The following is a 15,934-nucleotide window of genomic DNA, read 5'->3' as shown; positions in this document are numbered from 1 at the left end:
TTGGAGTCCGCTTCCGTGAGCGAGTCCACGAGCGCCACGTACGCCGCCGCCGGGGTCAGTATCGACGCCGGTGACAAAGCCGTTGAGCTGCTCAAACCGCACGCCGAAAGGGCCACCAGGCCCGAGGTGATGGGCGGGGTCGGCGGTTTCGCCGGGCTGTTCTCCCTGAAGCTGGACAAGTGGAAAGAGCCGGTGCTGGCCTCGTCGACCGACGGGGTCGGCACCAAGATCGCTGTCGCGCAGGCGCTCGACAAGCACGACACCGTCGGCATCGACCTGGTCGCGATGGTCGTCGACGACCTGGTCGTCACCGGCGCCGAGCCGCTGTTCATGCAGGACTACATCGCCGTCGGCAAGGTCGTGCCGGAGAAGATCGCGGCGCTGGTCGGCGGCATCGCCGAGGGTTGTGTTCAGGCGGGTTGCGCGCTGCTCGGCGGCGAAACCGCGGAGCACCCGGGCCTGATGGGCGAGCACGACTACGACCTCTCAGGCACCGGCATCGGCGTCGTCGAGGCGTCGAAGGTGCTTGGTCCGGAGCGGGTCCGCCCCGGCGACGTCGTCCTCGCGCTCGGCTCGTCCGGCCTGCACTCCAACGGTTACTCGCTCGCCAGGCGCGTGCTGCTGGACATCGCGCGCATGCCGCTCGACGGGCATGTCGAGGAGTTCGGCCGCTCGCTGGGCGAGGAGATGCTGGAGCCGACCAGGATCTACGCGAAGGACTGTCTCGCGCTGGTGGCCGAGGCCGATGTCCGCGCGTTCGCGCACGTCACCGGCGGTGGGCTGGAGCAGAACCTCGCCCGCGTCATGCCGCGCGGCCTGGTCGCGAAGCTCGAACGCGGCACCTGGACCCCCGCGCCGGTTTTCGCCCTGATCGGACACCGCGGCAAGGTCGAGCGCGCCGAACTGGAGAAGACCTTCAACATGGGTGTCGGCATGGTCGCGATCGTCGGAGCCGACGATGTCGATCGCGCGCTGGCGATGCTGACCGCGCGGCACGTGCCGGCGTGGATCCTTGGCGACGTGCAGCCCGCGGAAGACCCGGATGGCCCGCGCGCCGTGCTCTCCGGCGACCACCCGCGCTTCTGACCGCGCAGAGACAAAAATGGTCTTCCCCCTGATGTCACACTGGGCCCGTGGCTGATGACGTGGTGGTCGGCACCCGGTTCGTGATCCCGGGCACCGATTTGAGCGAACGGTTCTCCCGGTCGTCGGGTCCGGGTGGGCAGGGCGTGAACACCACGGACTCGCGGGTCGAACTCTCCTTCGACGTGGCCGGTTCGGCTTCGATCCCGGAACACCTCCGGGCCCGGATGCTGGACCGGCTTTCGTCGCGCCTGGTCGACGGCGTCGTCACGATCACCGCGTCGGAACACCGCTCCCAGCTGATGAACCGGGAAGCCGCGCGGGCGCGGCTGGTCATGCTCCTGGTGGACGCGTCGGCGCCACCGGCCGCCAAGCGGCGTCCCACCAAACCCTCACGGGGTTCGAAGGAACGCCGCCTGGCCTCGAAGAAGCGCCGCGGTGAGGTCAAACGGACCCGCCGCGGCGGCTACTCGGACGACTGAGTTTCCAGTGGTCCGCGGGTGGTCACTCGTCGAGGTGGACCCCTGCTCCGCCGACAGGGACCGACAGGTGCACGCACTCGGCCGCGGTCTCGAAACCGACCCGGCCGTAGACGCGTTCCGCCTGCCCGGCGCCCGGTGTCAGGAACACCGAACGCCCGCCCCGTGAATGGGCCTCACGGGTCAGGTACTCCGTCATCGCCGCCGCGATCCCGCGGCTCCGGTACCCCTCGATCACCCCGATGCCGGCGATTTCACTGGCGCCGTCCTGGATCGCCGTCGCGACTCCGCCGCCGGCACATTCACCGGCTTCGGTGAGCGCCATGACCGAGATCGTCTCGCCGCTCAGCTGATCCGGTGACGGGTCGAGGTGCTGATCGGGATCGGTCTCCCCGAAGGCGAGGTTCTGCGCCTGGATCATCTTCCGGAACTCTTCGGGCGTCTTCGGGGTGAACAAGCTGATCCCAGCCGGTTTCGGCTGCTCGACGAGCTGCTCCGGAGCGCAGATCATCAGCGGGACCCGCCGCTCCAGGGTGTACCCGCCCTCGACGAGCACCGCCTCGGCTGCCGGAACCGCTTCGGTCAGGAACTCCAGGCGCGGCACGAGTCCGCGCTCGCGGAACGCCTCGGTGAGCCGGGCGACGTCGCCCGAAGTGGGGACGGCGCCGTCATCGGGGATCGCGTAGTTGAGAAAGGGGCTGTCGGCCTCGAGGTAGTACGTGGCCAGGAAGGGCCCGATCCGCTCGGTTTCGCGGTACTTCGCCGCGGTGACGCGGATATAGGACTGCAGAGCACTGATGGTCTCGGAAAGCACTGGTCGCCATGCCTTTCGGGCAAGAAAAAGGGACGCACGGGAAGACCCGCGTGCGTGGTGGAGCTGGCGTGGGCGCCGGCTAGCTCGTGCCGACGCCGCTGAAGGCGTCAGGCATGAGGCATCCCTCTTTCTTGACTGGACAAAGCCCGTAGGCAGGGCTTTCGCGATCACCTTCGCACGGCGGTCAAGTGGTTTACCGGCCTTGCGGGCGGCGCCGACCACGGCGCTGTCGCTCGGCGCGAGGCGCAGGTCGGTGCCGGGTTCGAGGTCCAGCCTGCTGCCCTGCGCGTCGGTCACCGGCATCGTGACCAGGCACAACGCCCAGGAAGCAGACCAGCACAAGCGCCATGTCCACAGCGGTGGTCGCCGAGGCGGAGGAGCGGTCGGCTTGTCTCCGCCGTCGATACCCGCGAGCACCGGCCAACCGGGTAACGCGAACGGAATCGCGGTGATCGTCAACGAAAGATCGACTCGGTATGCGAGGCGACCGCGCTAAGAGGTGATCTTTTCCGGTAGCGGAAAGGGCTTTCCCGTGCTTGGGTCAGGGCGGTGAACGTCCACAATGGAGCCTGTGGACAACCTGTGGACAACTGTGAAGCGGCAGAGAGAAGGCGTTGCCGTATAAGGGAAAGCTTCGTAAGGGACCTGTGTACTACTTGCCGTGCCCGGCGAGTTCGCGTGCGCGTTCGATCAGTTTCTGCAGGTGCAGTCCGCGACGCACGTCACACGGGTGCGAGGTCGTTCCGCTCGCGGCCATCGCGGCGAAATCGTCCAGGAGCGCGGTGTACGACTCATCGGCGGAACCCGGTTTCCGCCCTAACGTGCGGTAGCCGTGCTCCCCGTAAACGGTCACTTCGACGACCGTCGGCTGGATCGGCATCCGCAGCGACAGGGTCGCCGTACTGGTCGCGCCACCCGCGTGGGCGAACAGCACCTGCCACAGATCGTCGTCGGTCCGGTTGGCGGCGAGCACGTCGGTGATTTCACCGAGCGCCGCGTCCAGTAGATCGAACGCGTGCGGGCCGATGTCGGCGAGCGCGCCGGAGTCGTGTCGCCACGCCGAATCCCGGTACTGCCCGCCGAGCAGCGCGCCCGAAAGCCAGCGCGCGCCGCCGCCTCGCCACCCGCCCGCTTCCTTGATCCCGTCGAGCCAGTCCCGGGTCATCGGCGAGTAACGCAAGATCAGGACCACGAGACCGACCACGCCGGCGGCCTCGACCGCGTCCGCGAGCCGCCGCGCGCCGTCGAGATCCGCGGCGATCGGCTTCTCCAGGATGAGGTGCTTGCCCGCCTCGGCCGCTTTGACCGCCAGCTCCGCCTGAACGGCGGGTGGCACGGCGAACGCGACCGCGTCCACCTGGTCGAGCAGCTCTTCGAAGCTGCCGACGGCCTCGGCGCCGTGCGCCTCCGCCAGCTCCGCGGCCGCTTCAGGGCGCCTGGCCCAGACCGCGCTCAACGTCGTACCCGGGTGATCGGCGAGGCCCGGCGCGTGCACCGTCTTCGCCCACGGACCGGCACCGACCAGACCCGCGCGCAGCTGTCCCTGTCCCACGACCCCGAGTCTAGGTGTGCCGATGCTTGCTCCCGGCGCTGCCCCACCCCCGCGATTAGTCCTCTAAATGCGATCCTTGCACGGCGCAACTACAGCACTAATTGCGCAGGAGAGGCCGGGCAACCCGGTCGTAGAGGTCCAGGAGTTCGCCCAGCTTGGCCGAGGTCGGAACGTGCGCGGTATCGAGGTCGAAGACCCGGAACCGGTTGCGGGGGGTGCGCTCGTCGGCCTCCCGGATCATCCGGTCCTGCAACGCGAGCGGGATGATGTTGTCCCGCAGGTGCCGGACGTACACGCGCGGGATGTGCCCCCAAGTGCGCAGGTCACCGCGGGAATCGACGTCGCCCTTGCCGGGGAGTTCGTCCGGCATCATCGAGTTCAGGAACGTGTGAAACTCGGCGTCGGTGCTGTCGCTCATGAAGGCCTCTTTCGCCTTCGCCAGGCGCACCGGGTCGGCGATACGCCAGTTCGAACGGAACGCCCCGACCACCGCTGGGTCGGCTGCCATGAACTCCAGCAACGCCATGACCTGCGTCGTCTTACCCTCGTCGGTCTGCAGGTAGTGACCCGGAGTGGGCAGCGTGCCGCAGCAGAACGCGGTGTCGTAGACCAGCAGGTCGATCAGCCGCGGCACCTGGTTCGCGACCAGGCTGATCGCCGCGCCGCCGATGCTGGCGCCGACGAGCACGACCGGCCCGAGCGCGGCCGCCCGGCGGACGGTTTCCACGGTCGCGGCGATGTGGTCGGCCACGGTCACCCCGGCCAGCGGCGACGGTTCGGTCGCGAACGCCGCCAGGTCCTGTGGAGCCTGGTAGGACAGCCGGAACTGGGCGTCTGTCGGCCGCTGGCCCGGCAGGTCGACGCCGACGCAGCGGTAACCGCGCAGCACGAGTTCGTTCGGGACGCCGGAGACGCCGTTCGCACCCGCGGCGAACACGAAAGTCGGTACTCCACGGCGTTGACCCGCGGACGCCGAACCCGCGGTGGCGAGTCCGGTGAGGCCGGTCAGCCCGGCGACAGTGATTGCCTTACGACGCGTGTGCTCGTTCATGCCGTCCATGCAACAGGGGACACCGGTTGCACGGACAGCCGAACAAGTGGTCGCCCGCCGGTACGAAAGTTGCGGATCAGGAGTAGCTGTAGAACCCGCGGCCGGTCTTCTTGCCGAGCAAGCCGGCGTCGACCATGCGCAACAGCAGCGGCGGTGAGGAGTACAGCGGCTCCTTGAACTCGGCGTACATCGAGTCCGCGATCGCCTTGATGGTGTCCAAGCCGATCAGGTCCGACAGCCGCAGCGGGCCCATCGGGTGCGCGGTGCCCAGCTCCATGCCGCGGTCGATGTCCTCCGCCGACGCGAAGCCCGACTCGATCATCCGGATCGCCGAAAGCAGATACGGCACGAGCAGCGAGTTCACGATGAATCCGGCGCGGTCCTGCGAACGGATCACCGTCTTGTGCAACGCCGTCGTCGCGTGCTCCTCCGCGCGGCGGGCGGTGTCGTCGCTGGTCAGCAGCGAAGGCACCAGCTCGACTAGCGGCAGCACCGGGACCGGGTTGAAGAAGTGGATGCCGACCACCTGCTGCGGGCGGTTGGTCGCCATCCCGAGTTTCATGATCGGGATCGACGAGGTGTTGGACGCGAACACGGCATCCTCACGCTCGACGATCTTGTCCAGCGACCGGAACATTTCGACCTTGGCCTGCTCCTGTTCCAGGATGGCCTCGATCACGAGGTCGCGGTCGGCGAACTCGCCGATCTCGGTGGTGAAGCGAACCCGTCCGAGCGCCGCGTCGGCGTCTTCCTGCGACAGCTTCCCGCTCTTGACGCCGCGTTGCAGCGACTTCTCGATCCGCGCCCGCCCGGAGTCCAGCGCCGGCTGGCTCACCTCGGTGACGATCACGTCGAGACCGGCACGCGCGTGCACTTCGGCGATGCCGGAGCCCATGAGCCCGGCTCCGATCACACCTACTCGCGATACGTCGGACATGGCACCTCTTCCGTATTTTGGGCAGCACGCGACACGCGAGGGTGGACCACGGGGTTCAACCCGTGCCACCCTCGCGTGTCACGCCTGCTCAGCGGCGGTATTCGTCGTACCCGTCGTACGGGTCGTCGTCTTCCCGCTTGTCGTCCTCATGCCCGTAATCCGAAGAACTACTGGACAGCTCGCGCTGCAAAGCATCGAAGTCGGTTTCGTGCGAGCTGTACTTGAGCTCACGCGCCACCTTCGTCTGCTTGGCCTTAGCCCGGCCGCGCCCCATGGCTCGACCCCCTCGCACAGGGGCGGGGCGGCCGGGGGAATCGGCGGCCCCGCATCGTCTCGACAATTATTTCCTGCTGACACCGTACCGTGCCCGGGGGGTTGGATGCGACGTGGCACGGTGTGCCGGTGGCGACAGTGTTCACCGGACGCCGGTTACCGGCCGGTCGGTGGCGATAGTCGCAGGTCGGCGTGTCACGATGCTCGTGTGCCCCGTCCGTTCGCGGCCTATCTCCGCGTCTATGAGCCCCTGCTCGCGCTGGGCGATCCACCGGACGAACGCCTGCTGGAGGCCATCGAAGCGGCCCGGCTCGATCGTTCGGCCGCGGGCGAACGCGAGCAGTCACTGTGGCTCAAGTCACAGCATGTCGGACGGTTGCTGCCCGCCGAGCTCGCGGACGGCCGGGCCGCGCCCAGCCTCGTCACCGACGTCCTCGTCCTCGACCCCGAAGACGTTCCGGAAGGTGAGCACGGCGACGCCGGACCGGGACCGCTGCTGTGCCCGATGGAGATCCGCGCCCGCTCGGCCGCGGCGCTGGTGACCTTCCTCGGTGACGCGCATCCGGCGCTGAAGAACGCGGTGCTCGACGCGGGCGGCGCTTCGCTCGACATGATCCGCTCGCGGGCGAAGTCCGCCATCGGCGACCTGTCCGCCTCGGCGTCGCACACGCTCTCGACGACGTGGACCGTCCCGCTCCCGTGGTTCGTGCTGTTCGATCCAGGGATGCGCCGGGTCAAGCTGGGCAAGGGCCGCGACGACCCCGAGCGCGAGGTGTCCTGGCGGGTCTCCATCACCGACGCCCGGCATCGGGCCCGCGAGGTCGGTGACCTGCTCGAAGCGACCTTCGGTGATTCAGCGCCCGGCCGGGTGCTGCTCGAGACGCGACGCTGGCTCGACAGCTTCCACCCCGGCTCCGCGGTCGAACTCGACTACGGCGGTCTCGTGCAGCTCTTCGCCGACTCGATCCTTCAAGCCGACACGACCGCCGAAGAGGTGCACGACATCCTCGACGCGCTCCGCACCGGCAACGTCGACGAGCTGGCCGAACTGTTCGCCGACTTGCGGGACTTCTGGGGCGACCTGGCCGCGCGGGAACGCGCGAACTAGTCGAAGAGACCCGCGGTGACACGCAGTTCGCCGACCGGCTTCCCGCCGCCCAGCACCGCGTCGCGCGCGAGGTCCGCGGCTTCGTCGCCGGGGTCGATGCCGAGGTGGCGCAGGGTCGCGAGCAGCAGCGGGAGCCGTGCCCGCGCGGCACCGTCATCGATCTTCAGTGCCAGCGCGGTGCCGTCGGGGAGGGCGAACGCGTGCACTCCCTCGGCGCCACCCTTCGAGAGCAGACCCTCGACGCCGGTCATCAGCGCGGTGTCCTCGCGGCCGGTGCCCGCGACCTGCCACGGATGCGCGCGGACGGCGTCCGCGACCCGACGGTCCGGCCCGCCCATCGCGGTGACCAGCCTGCCGAACGAGCGGGCGAGCCCGGTGAGGGAGAACGCGAACAGCGGGGCGCCGCACCCGTCGACACCGACCGTTTCGATCGGCTCGCTCGTGAGATCGGCGACGGTGGCCTGGATGACTTTCTGCAGCGGATGGGTCGCGGCCGCGTAGTCCTCGGTGGACCAGCCGAGCTGGGCGCAGGTCGTGAGCATCGCGGCGTGCTTGCCGGAGCAGTTCATCGAGGCGCGGCGTTTCCCCGTCGCGGCCACGGCGAGCATGCTCGGCTCGTGCAACGGGAAGGCGGGCGGGCAGGCCAGCGCGTCCTCGGTCAGGCCCGCTCGGGAAAGCATCGACAAAGCGCCCTCGACATGGCCGGGCTCGCCGTTGTGCGATCCGCAGCCCAACGCGAGATCCTGGTCGCTGATGGTGAGGCCGGCGCGCAGCATCCCGACGGCCTGCAGCGGTTTGTTGGACGAGCGCGGGTAAACCGGTCGCTCGATGTCGCCCGCGGAGAACCGCACCGACCCGTCCGGGGCGGTGATCACCAACGCGCCCCGGTGCGTGCTCTCCACGAAACCGGACCGGACGACCTCGACCAAGACGGGATTCGTCACTCGGAGCCGCCACGTTCGGTGTCGAGCAAGTCGTCGACCGACGCCGTGCCCTGGCGGTAGCGGGTCGCGATCTCGGCGTTGATCGTGTCCATCACGCCCTGCACCTCGCGGCGGTACGACGACACGGAGACCTCTTCGTCGGCGTACCTGTTGAGGGCGTTGACCAGCTTCCCGTCCGAGAGCGTGCTGACGTCGGAAAGATCCGTGTCACCGATGAGCGCTTCGGCGAACCGCCGGTGCTCGCCCGCCCGGGACGGCTCCAGCCGCTGATGCCTGCCCGAACCCGTGGCCGGGCCGATCGCGTTGTCCGCCAGGATCGCGGCCAGCCGCTCGACCACACTGCTCTCGCCACCCGAACTGCGACGCTCCTGCTCGGCCCGGACGATGTCGATCCGCGCGTGCAGCAAACGCCGCAGGTACGACAGGTCGGTCTCCTCCTGCGCGGCCTCGTCACGGCGCTCGCGCAGCACGGAAAGGGTCAGCTCGCCGAGGTCGCTGAGATACCCAGGGCCGAGCACGCGGTCGATACGACGGCGACCACCGGGCCGGACTTCGATCACCCGCGTAGCTTATCGCGCTCCAGCGGAAATGTTCCGCAGGGCGTGATACCACAAGGATCTTCGCCCCTCCCGCCTACCTCCCCTGCTCTTTCGGTCACCTCCAGAGCGCCCCCCACCCGTCCCGGGGGCGGCCCCTGGTCCAGTTTACCGGGGGTGGGGGTGGAAAAGTGCTGGTCGGCGAGTTTGTCCACAGGTGGGCAGAGTTGTGGATAACTGGGTGAGGTCAGGGCGAAGGGGGCTTTCGCCGCGTGAGATGCGGGGAAAGCGTCCTTCATGTACTTGGAACGTGGGCGAACGCGACTTTCCTCCGCTGAGCCGAGGGAAGGGGGCCTTCATGCGCCTTCGATGGTGCAAGCGGCGGTCCCGGAGCAGGTGAAGGGAACTTTAAGGGACCCAGAGTCCCTCAAGGTGGCCTTCACGGACCACCGGTCAGCCGCCCTAGCGAAGCCAGCCCAGCGAAGCCCCCCAAAGCCCCAAAGCCCCAAAGCCCCAAAGCCCCCGAAACGTCAGCCTCGCAGCCGCTGAGCGGCCTCCCGGCCAGGAGCGGGGGCCTCAGCCGGAACGGAGTCCGGGTCGATGGCCGCCTGCACGACGCGGTCCTCGGCACCGACCAGCAGTTCCGCACCTGGTCGCGTCGAGCGCTTGACCAGCGCCAGCGCGATCGGTCCCAGTTCGTGGTGTTGCACGACACTGCCGACACGCCCGACGGTCCGCTCCCCGAGGACCACCGGGTCACCGGTTTCCGGCGTGATCTCCGGCGAACCGTCCAGGTGCAGCAGCGCCATGTACCGCGGCGGCCGCCCGACGTTGTGGACCTTCGCGACGGTCTCTTGCCCGCGGTAGCAGCCCTTCGCCACATGCGCCGCGGAGTCGACCCAGTTCACCTCGTGCGGGATCGTGCGCTCATCGGTGTCGATTCCAAGTCGCGGCCGCAGTGACTCGACCCGCAGCGCGTCGAACGCCCAGCTGCCCGCCGGTCGCGCGCCCGCGTCGGTGAGGCGGCGCCACCAGTCGGCCAGTTCGGCGCGGGGCACGACGAGGTCGGCGCTGTTCCGTCCAGGCCACGGCATCCGCCGCGCGAAGCCGCCACCGGGGAGTGACACGACCGAGTAAGGGTCCGGGCCCAAGGAAACATCGACGGTGGCCAGCACTCGGTCCGCGTCGGGGCCGAGGACGGTCACCAGTGCCAGTTCGCCGGAGACATCGCGGATGTCCACTTTGGACCAGAACTTCATCGCTTCGAGGTACTCGCGCAGAGTCTGCTTGCCACCGGACGGCAACGCGCTGGACGCGACCGCGCCCCGGTCGCTGTCCAGCCACACCGTTCCGTCCGCGTGCGCGACCACCATGTGGGTGTCCACCCGGCCATGGCTGTCCAGGACGAGCGCCTCCGTGCCGGTGCCTTCGGCGAGCCCGGTGACGTGTTGCGAGATCACCAAATGCAGCCAGGACAACCGTTCTTCCCCGGTCACGGCCAGGATCTCGCGGTGCGAACGGTCGATCACGACCGCGCCGCGCGTCGCCGTCCGTTGCTCGGCGAAGGGGTCTCCCCAATGCCACGGGACACCCTCTTCAGGATGCCCGTCGGGTGCCGCGATCGGTCCGGGAAGCTCGAGCAGGGGGGAGCGGTAGGGCATGAAACCCATGCTAGTGAGTACCGTGTCCGTATGCGCGTGCTTGCCTTCCTCGACGGGACCCTGGCCGACCCCGAGGCCGCCCACCTGCGAGTAGACGACCTGGGACTGCTTCGCGGCGACGGCGTGTTCGAGACGATCCTCGTCGTCGACGGGCGACCTCGCGAGCTTCGCCCGCATCTCGAGCGACTGGCCCGTTCCGCGGCCATGCTCGACCTGCCTGAGCCGGACCTCGCGGCTTGGGAGCGTGCCGCGCAGACCGTCATCGACAACTGGTCCGCCAGCTCGGAGATCGCCCTGAAACTGGTGTATACCAGGGGAATCGACGGCGACCCGGAAGCGAAGCCGTTCGGGTTCGCGCTCGGTGTGGAGATCGACGAGAAGGTCCTCCGCGCCCGTGTCGAAGGCGTCGCGGCGATCACCCTCGAACGAGGGATCGAGCCCGAACTCGCCGACCGCGCGCCGTGGCTCCTGCTGGGCGCGAAGTCGATTTCGTACGGCGTCAACATGGCCGCGCTGCGGGAGGCCGCCCGCCGTGGCGCGAGCGATGTGATTTTCACCGCCGCCAACGGCTCGGTCTTCGAAGGGCCGACTTCGACCGTCGTCCTCGCGAAGGACAAGACGCTCCACACGCCGCCGGCGAGCATCGGCATCCTGCCGGGGACGACGCAGGCGGCGCTGTTCCGCGGCGCCGAGCGGGCGGGCTGGTCGATCAAGGTCGAGCCGCTCCAGGTCAAGGACCTCAGCGAGGGCGAGGGGCTGTTCCTCGCCTCGTCGGTCCGCAAGCTGACCAAGGTGCACACACTCGACGGCGTCGCGCTGAGCGACTCCAGCGCGATCCACGCCGAACTGGCCGCCGCCTACGAGAGCGAATACGCGTTCAGCTGAGCGTCGCGCGCAGCTTGGCGATGGTGCGAAAGACCTCGTCGCGGAACCGCGGGTCGCCCATCAGCCGAGCGGGCTGATGATCAGCAGGTGCGGCAGGATCGCTTCTTCGCGATAGGCCGCGATCTTGTGGTGCCCGTCGAGGATCACCGCCGCGTCTGCGGTTTCCAGCACGACCGCGACCGGCCGGTGCCCGCTCTTGATCGCCGTCCGGTAGTAGCCGACCCGGGAGGCGTCGGCGGGCGGCCAGTCGGCGCTCGGGGTCAGATAGCGGTCTTCCGCCAGCCGTTCCGGTCCGGCGACCTGGTACTTGCCGTCGGCGAAGAGATCGAGGAGCGGGCGCAGCGTGTCGCCGAGAGGTCGTCGCATCTGCCCCGTGGCGAGCGCGATCCGCAGTGACTGGGGCAGTTCTGGTTGGGTGGGGACCGAATTCGTGTCGATGACACCTGTGCCACCGTCGACCGTTACCTTTTCCACACCCTCGTGGACGAGTGAAAGCGGAGAAGGGTTCCGGGACGGGCCTGCGCGAGCGCCGGGAGTGACGCCCGTCTCACCACGGCCGCCACCGGATAACCGCCGGTAGTTGGATGATCCGCCAAGAACACGACCGGCAGCCCGTTCGGCGGGACCTGGATGGCGCCGGTCAGCAGGCCTTCGCTCGGGAGTTCCTTTTCGGCGTATTCGTCCTCGCGCGCCAAAGGAGTCCCGTCGAGCCGGAGACCGACGCGGTTGGATTCCGCCGTCACCGTCCACGTCTTCGCGAGCCCGGCTTCCAGGCCCTCGAACCAATGCGCCCGCGGACCTGGCTCGACCGGCACGACCAACTCCGCCGCGGCCACCGTTGGCAGCACGACGTCGGCGCCTTGAGCCACACCGGACGGTGTGCCGAGCGGGAGGACATCGCCCGCCCGGAGCGGCGCGGGACCGATCTCCGAGAGGACGTCCCGCGACCGGCTGCCGAGTTCGGTGCCGACCGCGATTCCACCGGAAACCGCCAGATAGCACCGCAATCCGGTGGCGAGCGCGCCGATCTCCACAACCTGACCCGGCGCCAGCCACACCGGCGCGTGCGATCCGACGGCGTGTCCGTCGACTTCGACGACGACCACGGGGCCGGTCACCGCGACCGTGCAGGACGTCTTCGCGCGCAGCCGTAGCCCGCCGAACAGGCACTCGATGCCCGCGGCGGCTTCGTCGTTGCCGACGAGCCGGTTGGCCAGTTTCAGCGCCGGGACGTCCAGCGCTCCGGACGGCGGGACACCGAGATGCGCGTAACCGGGCCTGCCGAGGTCTTGGACCAGTGCGAGCGGGCCGGTCTCGACCACTTCGAGGGTCCTCATCGGGCGCTCCGGAACCGGACCCGGTCGCCAGGCGCCAGCAACGCGGGCGGGTCGGCGCGCGGGTCGAACAGGACGGTCCGGGTGTGGCCGATCAGCCGCCAGCCACCGGGCGAGACGCGCGGGTACACCCCGGTGAACTCGCCCGCGATGCCGACCGAACCCGGCGGCACGCGAGTGCGCGGAGTGGACAACCGCGGCTGCCGTAGTGACTCGGGAAGTCCTGTCAGATAGCCGAAACCGGGCGCGAACCCGGTGAACGCCACGGTGTAGACGGCATCGGTGTGCAACCGAACGACGTCCTCAGTGGACACTCCGGCGTCCTGGGCGACGAGTTCGAGATCTTCGCCGTCGTAGGTGACGTCCAGGGTGATTTCGCGGGGTTCGCCGTCGGGCGGATGTTCGAGATCGGCGCCGGACAGGAGTTCACGGACGGCCGCGAGGGCACCCGAGCCCGGGGTTTCCACCACGAGCAGGCTCCGGGCGCCGGGGACGAGTTCGGCGATACCGGGTGGCCGCGAGGACGAGACCGTGGCGTGTGCCGCGATCGTCTGGCTCAGGGAAGCACAGTCGAGCAGGGCGGCGTGCTCGCCGTAGGCACGCCACCGCACGGGAGAAGGTCAGCCCACCACGCGACGCAGCAGCGCCGACGTGTGCGGCTGGAGTTCCTGGCCCATCATGGCGCGTTCCTCGACGTAGCCGAGTTCGCCGTTGATGATGCCGTAAAGCCGCTGGGACGCCGTGACGTCCTTGGCCGTCGAAGAGCGGACGACGGCGTCGGTGCCCAGTTCCCAGGCCGGGACCGAGGCCTTGCCACGCGGCTTGCCGTAGAAGAGCTCGATGATGCCGGTGTTGTGGGTCAGCAGCAGTTCGATCGTGTCGTCGGCCTGCGGACGCCAGAACCCGGATTCGCGCGCTGCCGGGCGGATGACGTTGCCGTCCTCGTCGAGCAGCCAGGCGCGAGCCTCGTGCGTGAGGAAGGGGCGGCCGTCGTGCGCGATGGTCAGCTGCATGCCGAACCGGCGCGGGCCCTCGATGGTCGGGTAGTCGACCTCGCCTTCGCCGCGCCAGACACCGACCAGCGGCAACAGCGCCAGACAGGCGTCATTGAGGTTCGGGCCCTCGCGCAGGTTCGCCGTGTCGCCCGGGACGGGCATGTCGTCGAACTGCGGGAGGTTACGTTCGCGCGTGTTTTCCGCGCGCTTCTCCGCGGCCTGGATGGCCTCGTCGCCACTCGCCGTCATGGGTCAGCGCTGGTCCGCGTAAAGCCGGTAGACGACGTACACGGCGAACCAGGTGATCGCGACGCCGGCGAGCACCAGCAGGGTCGTAAACAGGATCTCCACGACACGCACTTTAGTCGCTACCTGCTCAGACGGCCTTGCGCAGGGTGCGTGGCAGTGCACACAGGAGCTGAAGGGGACTTTCCCCGCATCAGACGCAGCGAAGGGGCCCTTCACCGCTGGAATCCAGGCCGGGCGCGCAGCGCCTCAGTTGAGGGCGGCGCCGGGGCATGGATGGAGCGGTGAAGGGCCCTTCGGCCCGTCTTAGGCGACGGAGACCTGGAGCTGGTGCACGCCGGGTCCCTGAGCGGTGACGGAGGCTTCGCCGTTGCCGGAGCGATGCAGCACGCGCACCGTCCAGTCGCCGGGAGCCGCGTAGAAGCGGAAGTCGCCGTCGGCCGACGAGACGACCTCGCCGGTGAAGTCGCCGCCGCCGTCCAGCAACCGCACGAAGGCACCGCCGACGGGTCCTTCCGCCCCGGTCACCTTGCCTGCCAGCACGACCTGGCCGCGGGTGTCGTAATCAGCGGGCGTGGCCTCCTGGACCGGCGCGCCGCAGCTGTCGTCTGCCACCATCACTTGGCTCCCAACTCGACCGGCACGCCGACGAGCGAGCCGTATTCCGTCCATGAACCGTCGTAGTTCTTCACGGCGTCGTAGCCGAGGAGCTCGTGCAGCGCGAACCACGCGATGGACGAGCGCTCACCGATCCGGCAGTACGCGATCGTGGACTTCGACTCGTCGAGGCCCTCGTCGGAGTACAGCTCCTTGATCTCTTCCTCGGTCTTGAAGGTGCCGTCCTCGTTGGCGACCTTCGCCCACGGGACGTTCAGCGCACCGGGGATGTGGCCAGGGACCTGGGACTGCTCCTGCGGAAGGTGCGCCGGGGCGAGCAGCTTGCCGGAGAACTCGTCGGGCGAACGCACGTCGACGAAGTTGCTGCCGCCGATGGCCTGGACGACCTCGTCGCGGAACGCGCGAATCGACAGGTCCTGCTCCTTGGCCTCGTACGTGGTGACCTCGCGCTTGACCTCTTCCGAGTTCAGCTCACGGCCGTCGAGCTCCCACTTCTTGCGGCCGCCGTCGAGCAGCTGCACGTTTCGGTGGCCGTAGAGCTTGAAGTACCAGTACGCGTATGCGGCGAACCAGTTGTTGTTGCCGCCGTAGAGGACGACGCGGTCGTCGTTCGAGACGCCCTTCTCCGACAGGAGCTTCTCGAAGCCCTCCTTGTCGACGAAGTCGCGGCGGACCCCGTCCTGCAGGTCCTTGCGCCAGTCGAACTTCACCGCACCGCGGAGGTGTCCGTTGTCGTACGCGGTCGTGTCCTCGTCGACCTCGATGAACACGACACCAGGGGTGTCCAGGTTCTCCTCGGCCCACTGGGTGGTGACCAGGACGTCTTCACGGCTCATGGAGCTGACTCTCTTTCTGGGGTTCAGAACGCGCGCGGGCTGGGGCTGAAACGCTTGATGAGCAGGTACATCTCGCAACCGAGACAGAAGTTGAACGCCGCGTTGAGGAAGGCGGCGAACAACGCGAACGCCGTCGCGACGAACCCGAGCGCGGTCAGACCGGCGGCGAAGCCGACGGTGCCGACGACGGCGAACACGAAGCCGACGGCCTGCGCGAACCGCAGCGGCGCGGCGTCTTCCCGTTCGGTCGTCGAGCCGAGGCGCGGCGCGACCAGGTAGCGGTAGACCAGGGAGTACGGCGCCGGCTTCAGGCCGATGAAGGCGCCGATCGCGAACACCACCGCCTGCGCCGCGAGCAGTGGCCACCACTGGGTGATGAGCACGACCGCGAGCACGATCGTCGTCAGGATGGCGGCGAAACGCGGACCACGGGGGTCGACGGCCGGTCCTGCGGACATGGATCCTCCTGCGAACGAGAGGGAAAAAAGCGCGTGCCCGATGGGTACGCGGGCGTGGTTCAGCGAACGCCGGGCCGAGCCGGACACAGGCTGCTGCGAACACGGCACAGATCCACTGCGCGGC

At 68.8% G+C, this 15,934-nt stretch carries 19 protein-coding genes; 4 read left to right on the top strand and 15 right to left on the bottom strand.

From position 1 onward, the window contains the following. Positions 1 to 15: 15 nt before the first annotated feature. Together purM and arfB are read left to right on the top strand one after the other, a co-directional pair. Positions 16 to 1,086, top strand: a complete 1,071-nt coding sequence (gene purM / locus ACM6LR_RS06520) for a phosphoribosylformylglycinamidine cyclo-ligase (RefSeq protein WP_414936857.1) — start codon at positions 16 to 18, stop codon at positions 1,084 to 1,086. Between the two features lie 47 nt (positions 1,087 to 1,133). Then, complete coding sequence (gene arfB, locus ACM6LR_RS06515; RefSeq protein ID WP_414943386.1) at positions 1,134 to 1,565, top strand: alternative ribosome rescue aminoacyl-tRNA hydrolase ArfB; 432 nt, start codon at positions 1,134 to 1,136, stop codon at positions 1,563 to 1,565. 22 nt (positions 1,566 to 1,587) lie between these two features. On the opposite strand, the gene ACM6LR_RS06510 is transcribed toward arfB, so the two are convergent. The 5 genes from ACM6LR_RS06510 to ACM6LR_RS06490 all read right to left on the bottom strand — a co-directional run bounded on the left by ACM6LR_RS06510 (position 1,588) and on the right by ACM6LR_RS06490 (position 6,190). Beyond that, positions 1,588 to 2,376 (bottom strand): GNAT family N-acetyltransferase, encoded by a 789-nt coding sequence (locus tag ACM6LR_RS06510; protein ID WP_414943385.1) that lies wholly within the window; start codon positions 2,374 to 2,376, stop codon positions 1,588 to 1,590. Between the two features lie 652 nt (positions 2,377 to 3,028). Next, on the bottom strand, positions 3,029 to 3,928 hold the full coding sequence (locus ACM6LR_RS06505; protein ID WP_414936860.1) for a Gfo/Idh/MocA family protein: 900 nt from the start codon (positions 3,926 to 3,928) through the stop codon (positions 3,029 to 3,031). 97 nt (positions 3,929 to 4,025) lie between these two features. Continuing rightward, complete coding sequence (locus ACM6LR_RS06500) at positions 4,026 to 4,979, bottom strand: alpha/beta fold hydrolase (RefSeq protein WP_414936861.1); 954 nt, start codon at positions 4,977 to 4,979, stop codon at positions 4,026 to 4,028. Between the two features lie 76 nt (positions 4,980 to 5,055). After that, positions 5,056 to 5,916, bottom strand: coding sequence for a 3-hydroxybutyryl-CoA dehydrogenase (locus tag ACM6LR_RS06495; RefSeq protein WP_414943384.1), 861 nt, complete (start codon positions 5,914 to 5,916; stop codon positions 5,056 to 5,058). 88 nt (positions 5,917 to 6,004) lie between these two features. Continuing rightward, positions 6,005 to 6,190 (bottom strand): DUF3073 domain-containing protein, encoded by a 186-nt coding sequence (locus ACM6LR_RS06490; RefSeq protein ID WP_076156206.1) that lies wholly within the window; start codon positions 6,188 to 6,190, stop codon positions 6,005 to 6,007. Positions 6,191 to 6,397: 207 nt separating this feature from the next. Here ACM6LR_RS06490 and ACM6LR_RS06485 point away from each other — a divergent pair, with 207 nt between their 5' ends. Continuing rightward, positions 6,398 to 7,297 (top strand): hypothetical protein, encoded by a 900-nt coding sequence (locus tag ACM6LR_RS06485; RefSeq protein WP_414936863.1) that lies wholly within the window; start codon positions 6,398 to 6,400, stop codon positions 7,295 to 7,297. Here ACM6LR_RS06485 and ACM6LR_RS06480 read toward each other — a convergent pair. The 3 genes from ACM6LR_RS06480 to ACM6LR_RS06470 form a co-directional block, all read right to left on the bottom strand. Continuing rightward, entirely contained in the window at positions 7,294 to 8,241 is a 948-nt protein-coding gene (locus ACM6LR_RS06480) for an asparaginase (protein WP_414943383.1), read from the bottom strand. The two genes, ACM6LR_RS06485 and ACM6LR_RS06480, sit on opposite strands and share 4 nt — an antisense overlap. Beyond that, positions 8,238 to 8,801 (bottom strand): aerial mycelium formation protein, encoded by a 564-nt coding sequence (locus ACM6LR_RS06475; RefSeq protein ID WP_414936864.1) that lies wholly within the window; start codon positions 8,799 to 8,801, stop codon positions 8,238 to 8,240. The genes ACM6LR_RS06480 and ACM6LR_RS06475 overlap by 4 nt, the downstream gene beginning before the upstream one ends. A gap of 506 nt (positions 8,802 to 9,307) precedes the next feature. Further along, positions 9,308 to 10,438 carry a YgfZ/GcvT domain-containing protein gene (locus ACM6LR_RS06470; protein ID WP_414943382.1) on the bottom strand — a complete coding sequence of 377 codons (1,131 nt, stop codon included), beginning with the start codon at positions 10,436 to 10,438 and terminating at the stop codon, positions 9,308 to 9,310. Between the two features lie 30 nt (positions 10,439 to 10,468). On the opposite strand from ACM6LR_RS06470, the gene ACM6LR_RS06465 reads away from it, so the two are divergent. Next, entirely contained in the window at positions 10,469 to 11,323 is an 855-nt protein-coding gene (locus ACM6LR_RS06465; protein ID WP_414936866.1) for an aminodeoxychorismate lyase, read from the top strand. A 60-nt stretch (positions 11,324 to 11,383) separates the two neighbouring features. On the opposite strand, the gene ACM6LR_RS06460 is transcribed toward ACM6LR_RS06465, so the two are convergent. The 7 genes from ACM6LR_RS06460 to ACM6LR_RS06430 all read right to left on the bottom strand — a co-directional run bounded on the left by ACM6LR_RS06460 (position 11,384) and on the right by ACM6LR_RS06430 (position 15,810). Further along, positions 11,384 to 11,797, bottom strand: a complete 414-nt coding sequence (locus ACM6LR_RS06460) for a hypothetical protein (RefSeq protein ID WP_414936867.1) — start codon at positions 11,795 to 11,797, stop codon at positions 11,384 to 11,386. Beyond that, the gene (locus ACM6LR_RS06455; protein ID WP_414943381.1) at positions 11,785 to 12,660 is read right to left on the bottom strand and encodes a biotin-dependent carboxyltransferase family protein; all 876 of its coding nucleotides are present in this window, start codon (positions 12,658 to 12,660) and stop codon (positions 11,785 to 11,787) included. The genes ACM6LR_RS06460 and ACM6LR_RS06455 overlap by 13 nt, the downstream gene beginning before the upstream one ends. Continuing rightward, a complete protein-coding gene (gene pxpB / locus ACM6LR_RS06450; protein ID WP_414936869.1) occupies positions 12,657 to 13,268 on the bottom strand; it encodes a 5-oxoprolinase subunit PxpB in 612 nt (203 codons plus the stop codon). The genes ACM6LR_RS06455 and pxpB overlap by 4 nt, the downstream gene beginning before the upstream one ends. A gap of 9 nt (positions 13,269 to 13,277) precedes the next feature. Then, positions 13,278 to 13,901, bottom strand: coding sequence for an FABP family protein (locus tag ACM6LR_RS06445; RefSeq protein WP_414936870.1), 624 nt, complete (start codon positions 13,899 to 13,901; stop codon positions 13,278 to 13,280). A 303-nt stretch (positions 13,902 to 14,204) separates the two neighbouring features. Next, complete coding sequence (locus ACM6LR_RS06440; protein ID WP_414943380.1) at positions 14,205 to 14,516, bottom strand: DUF1416 domain-containing protein; 312 nt, start codon at positions 14,514 to 14,516, stop codon at positions 14,205 to 14,207. After that, the gene (locus tag ACM6LR_RS06435; protein WP_414943379.1) at positions 14,516 to 15,352 is read right to left on the bottom strand and encodes a sulfurtransferase; all 837 of its coding nucleotides are present in this window, start codon (positions 15,350 to 15,352) and stop codon (positions 14,516 to 14,518) included. The genes ACM6LR_RS06440 and ACM6LR_RS06435 overlap by 1 nt, the downstream gene beginning before the upstream one ends. 23 nt (positions 15,353 to 15,375) lie before the next feature. Next, positions 15,376 to 15,810, bottom strand: a complete 435-nt coding sequence (locus ACM6LR_RS06430; protein ID WP_414936873.1) for a DUF4395 domain-containing protein — start codon at positions 15,808 to 15,810, stop codon at positions 15,376 to 15,378. Positions 15,811 to 15,934 lie beyond the last annotated feature (124 nt).

The organism is Amycolatopsis sp. cmx-11-32, from assembly GCF_047608695.1.
GTDB lineage: Bacteria > Actinomycetota > Actinomycetes > Mycobacteriales > Pseudonocardiaceae > Amycolatopsis.
The sequence above is the reverse complement of the archived record's forward strand: the minus strand, read 5'-3'. Positions and strand labels throughout refer to the sequence as shown.

Bases quoted from the DNA above. Each gene is read 5' to 3' on its own strand.
- ACM6LR_RS06490 (WP_076156206.1), bottom strand. From the start codon at position 6,190: ATGGGGCGCGGCCGGGCTAAGGCCAAGCAGACGAAGGTGGCGCGTGAG.
- ACM6LR_RS06440 (WP_414943380.1), bottom strand. From the start codon at position 14,516: ATGGTGGCAGACGACAGCTGCGGCGCGCCGGTCCAGGAGGCCACGCCC.
- ACM6LR_RS06465 (WP_414936866.1), top strand. From the start codon at position 10,469: ATGCGCGTGCTTGCCTTCCTCGACGGGACCCTGGCCGACCCCGAGGCC.
- ACM6LR_RS06455 (WP_414943381.1), bottom strand. From the start codon at position 12,660: ATGAGGACCCTCGAAGTGGTCGAGACCGGCCCGCTCGCACTGGTCCAA.
- ACM6LR_RS06495 (WP_414943384.1), bottom strand. From the start codon at position 5,916: ATGTCCGACGTATCGCGAGTAGGTGTGATCGGAGCCGGGCTCATGGGC.
- ACM6LR_RS06445 (WP_414936870.1), bottom strand. From the start codon at position 13,901: ATGACGGCGAGTGGCGACGAGGCCATCCAGGCCGCGGAGAAGCGCGCG.
- ACM6LR_RS06470 (WP_414943382.1), bottom strand. From the start codon at position 10,438: ATGCCCTACCGCTCCCCCCTGCTCGAGCTTCCCGGACCGATCGCGGCA.
- ACM6LR_RS06435 (WP_414943379.1), bottom strand. From the start codon at position 15,352: ATGAGCCGTGAAGACGTCCTGGTCACCACCCAGTGGGCCGAGGAGAAC.
- ACM6LR_RS06430 (WP_414936873.1), bottom strand. From the start codon at position 15,810: ATGTCCGCAGGACCGGCCGTCGACCCCCGTGGTCCGCGTTTCGCCGCC.
- ACM6LR_RS06500 (WP_414936861.1), bottom strand. From the start codon at position 4,979: ATGAACGAGCACACGCGTCGTAAGGCAATCACTGTCGCCGGGCTGACC.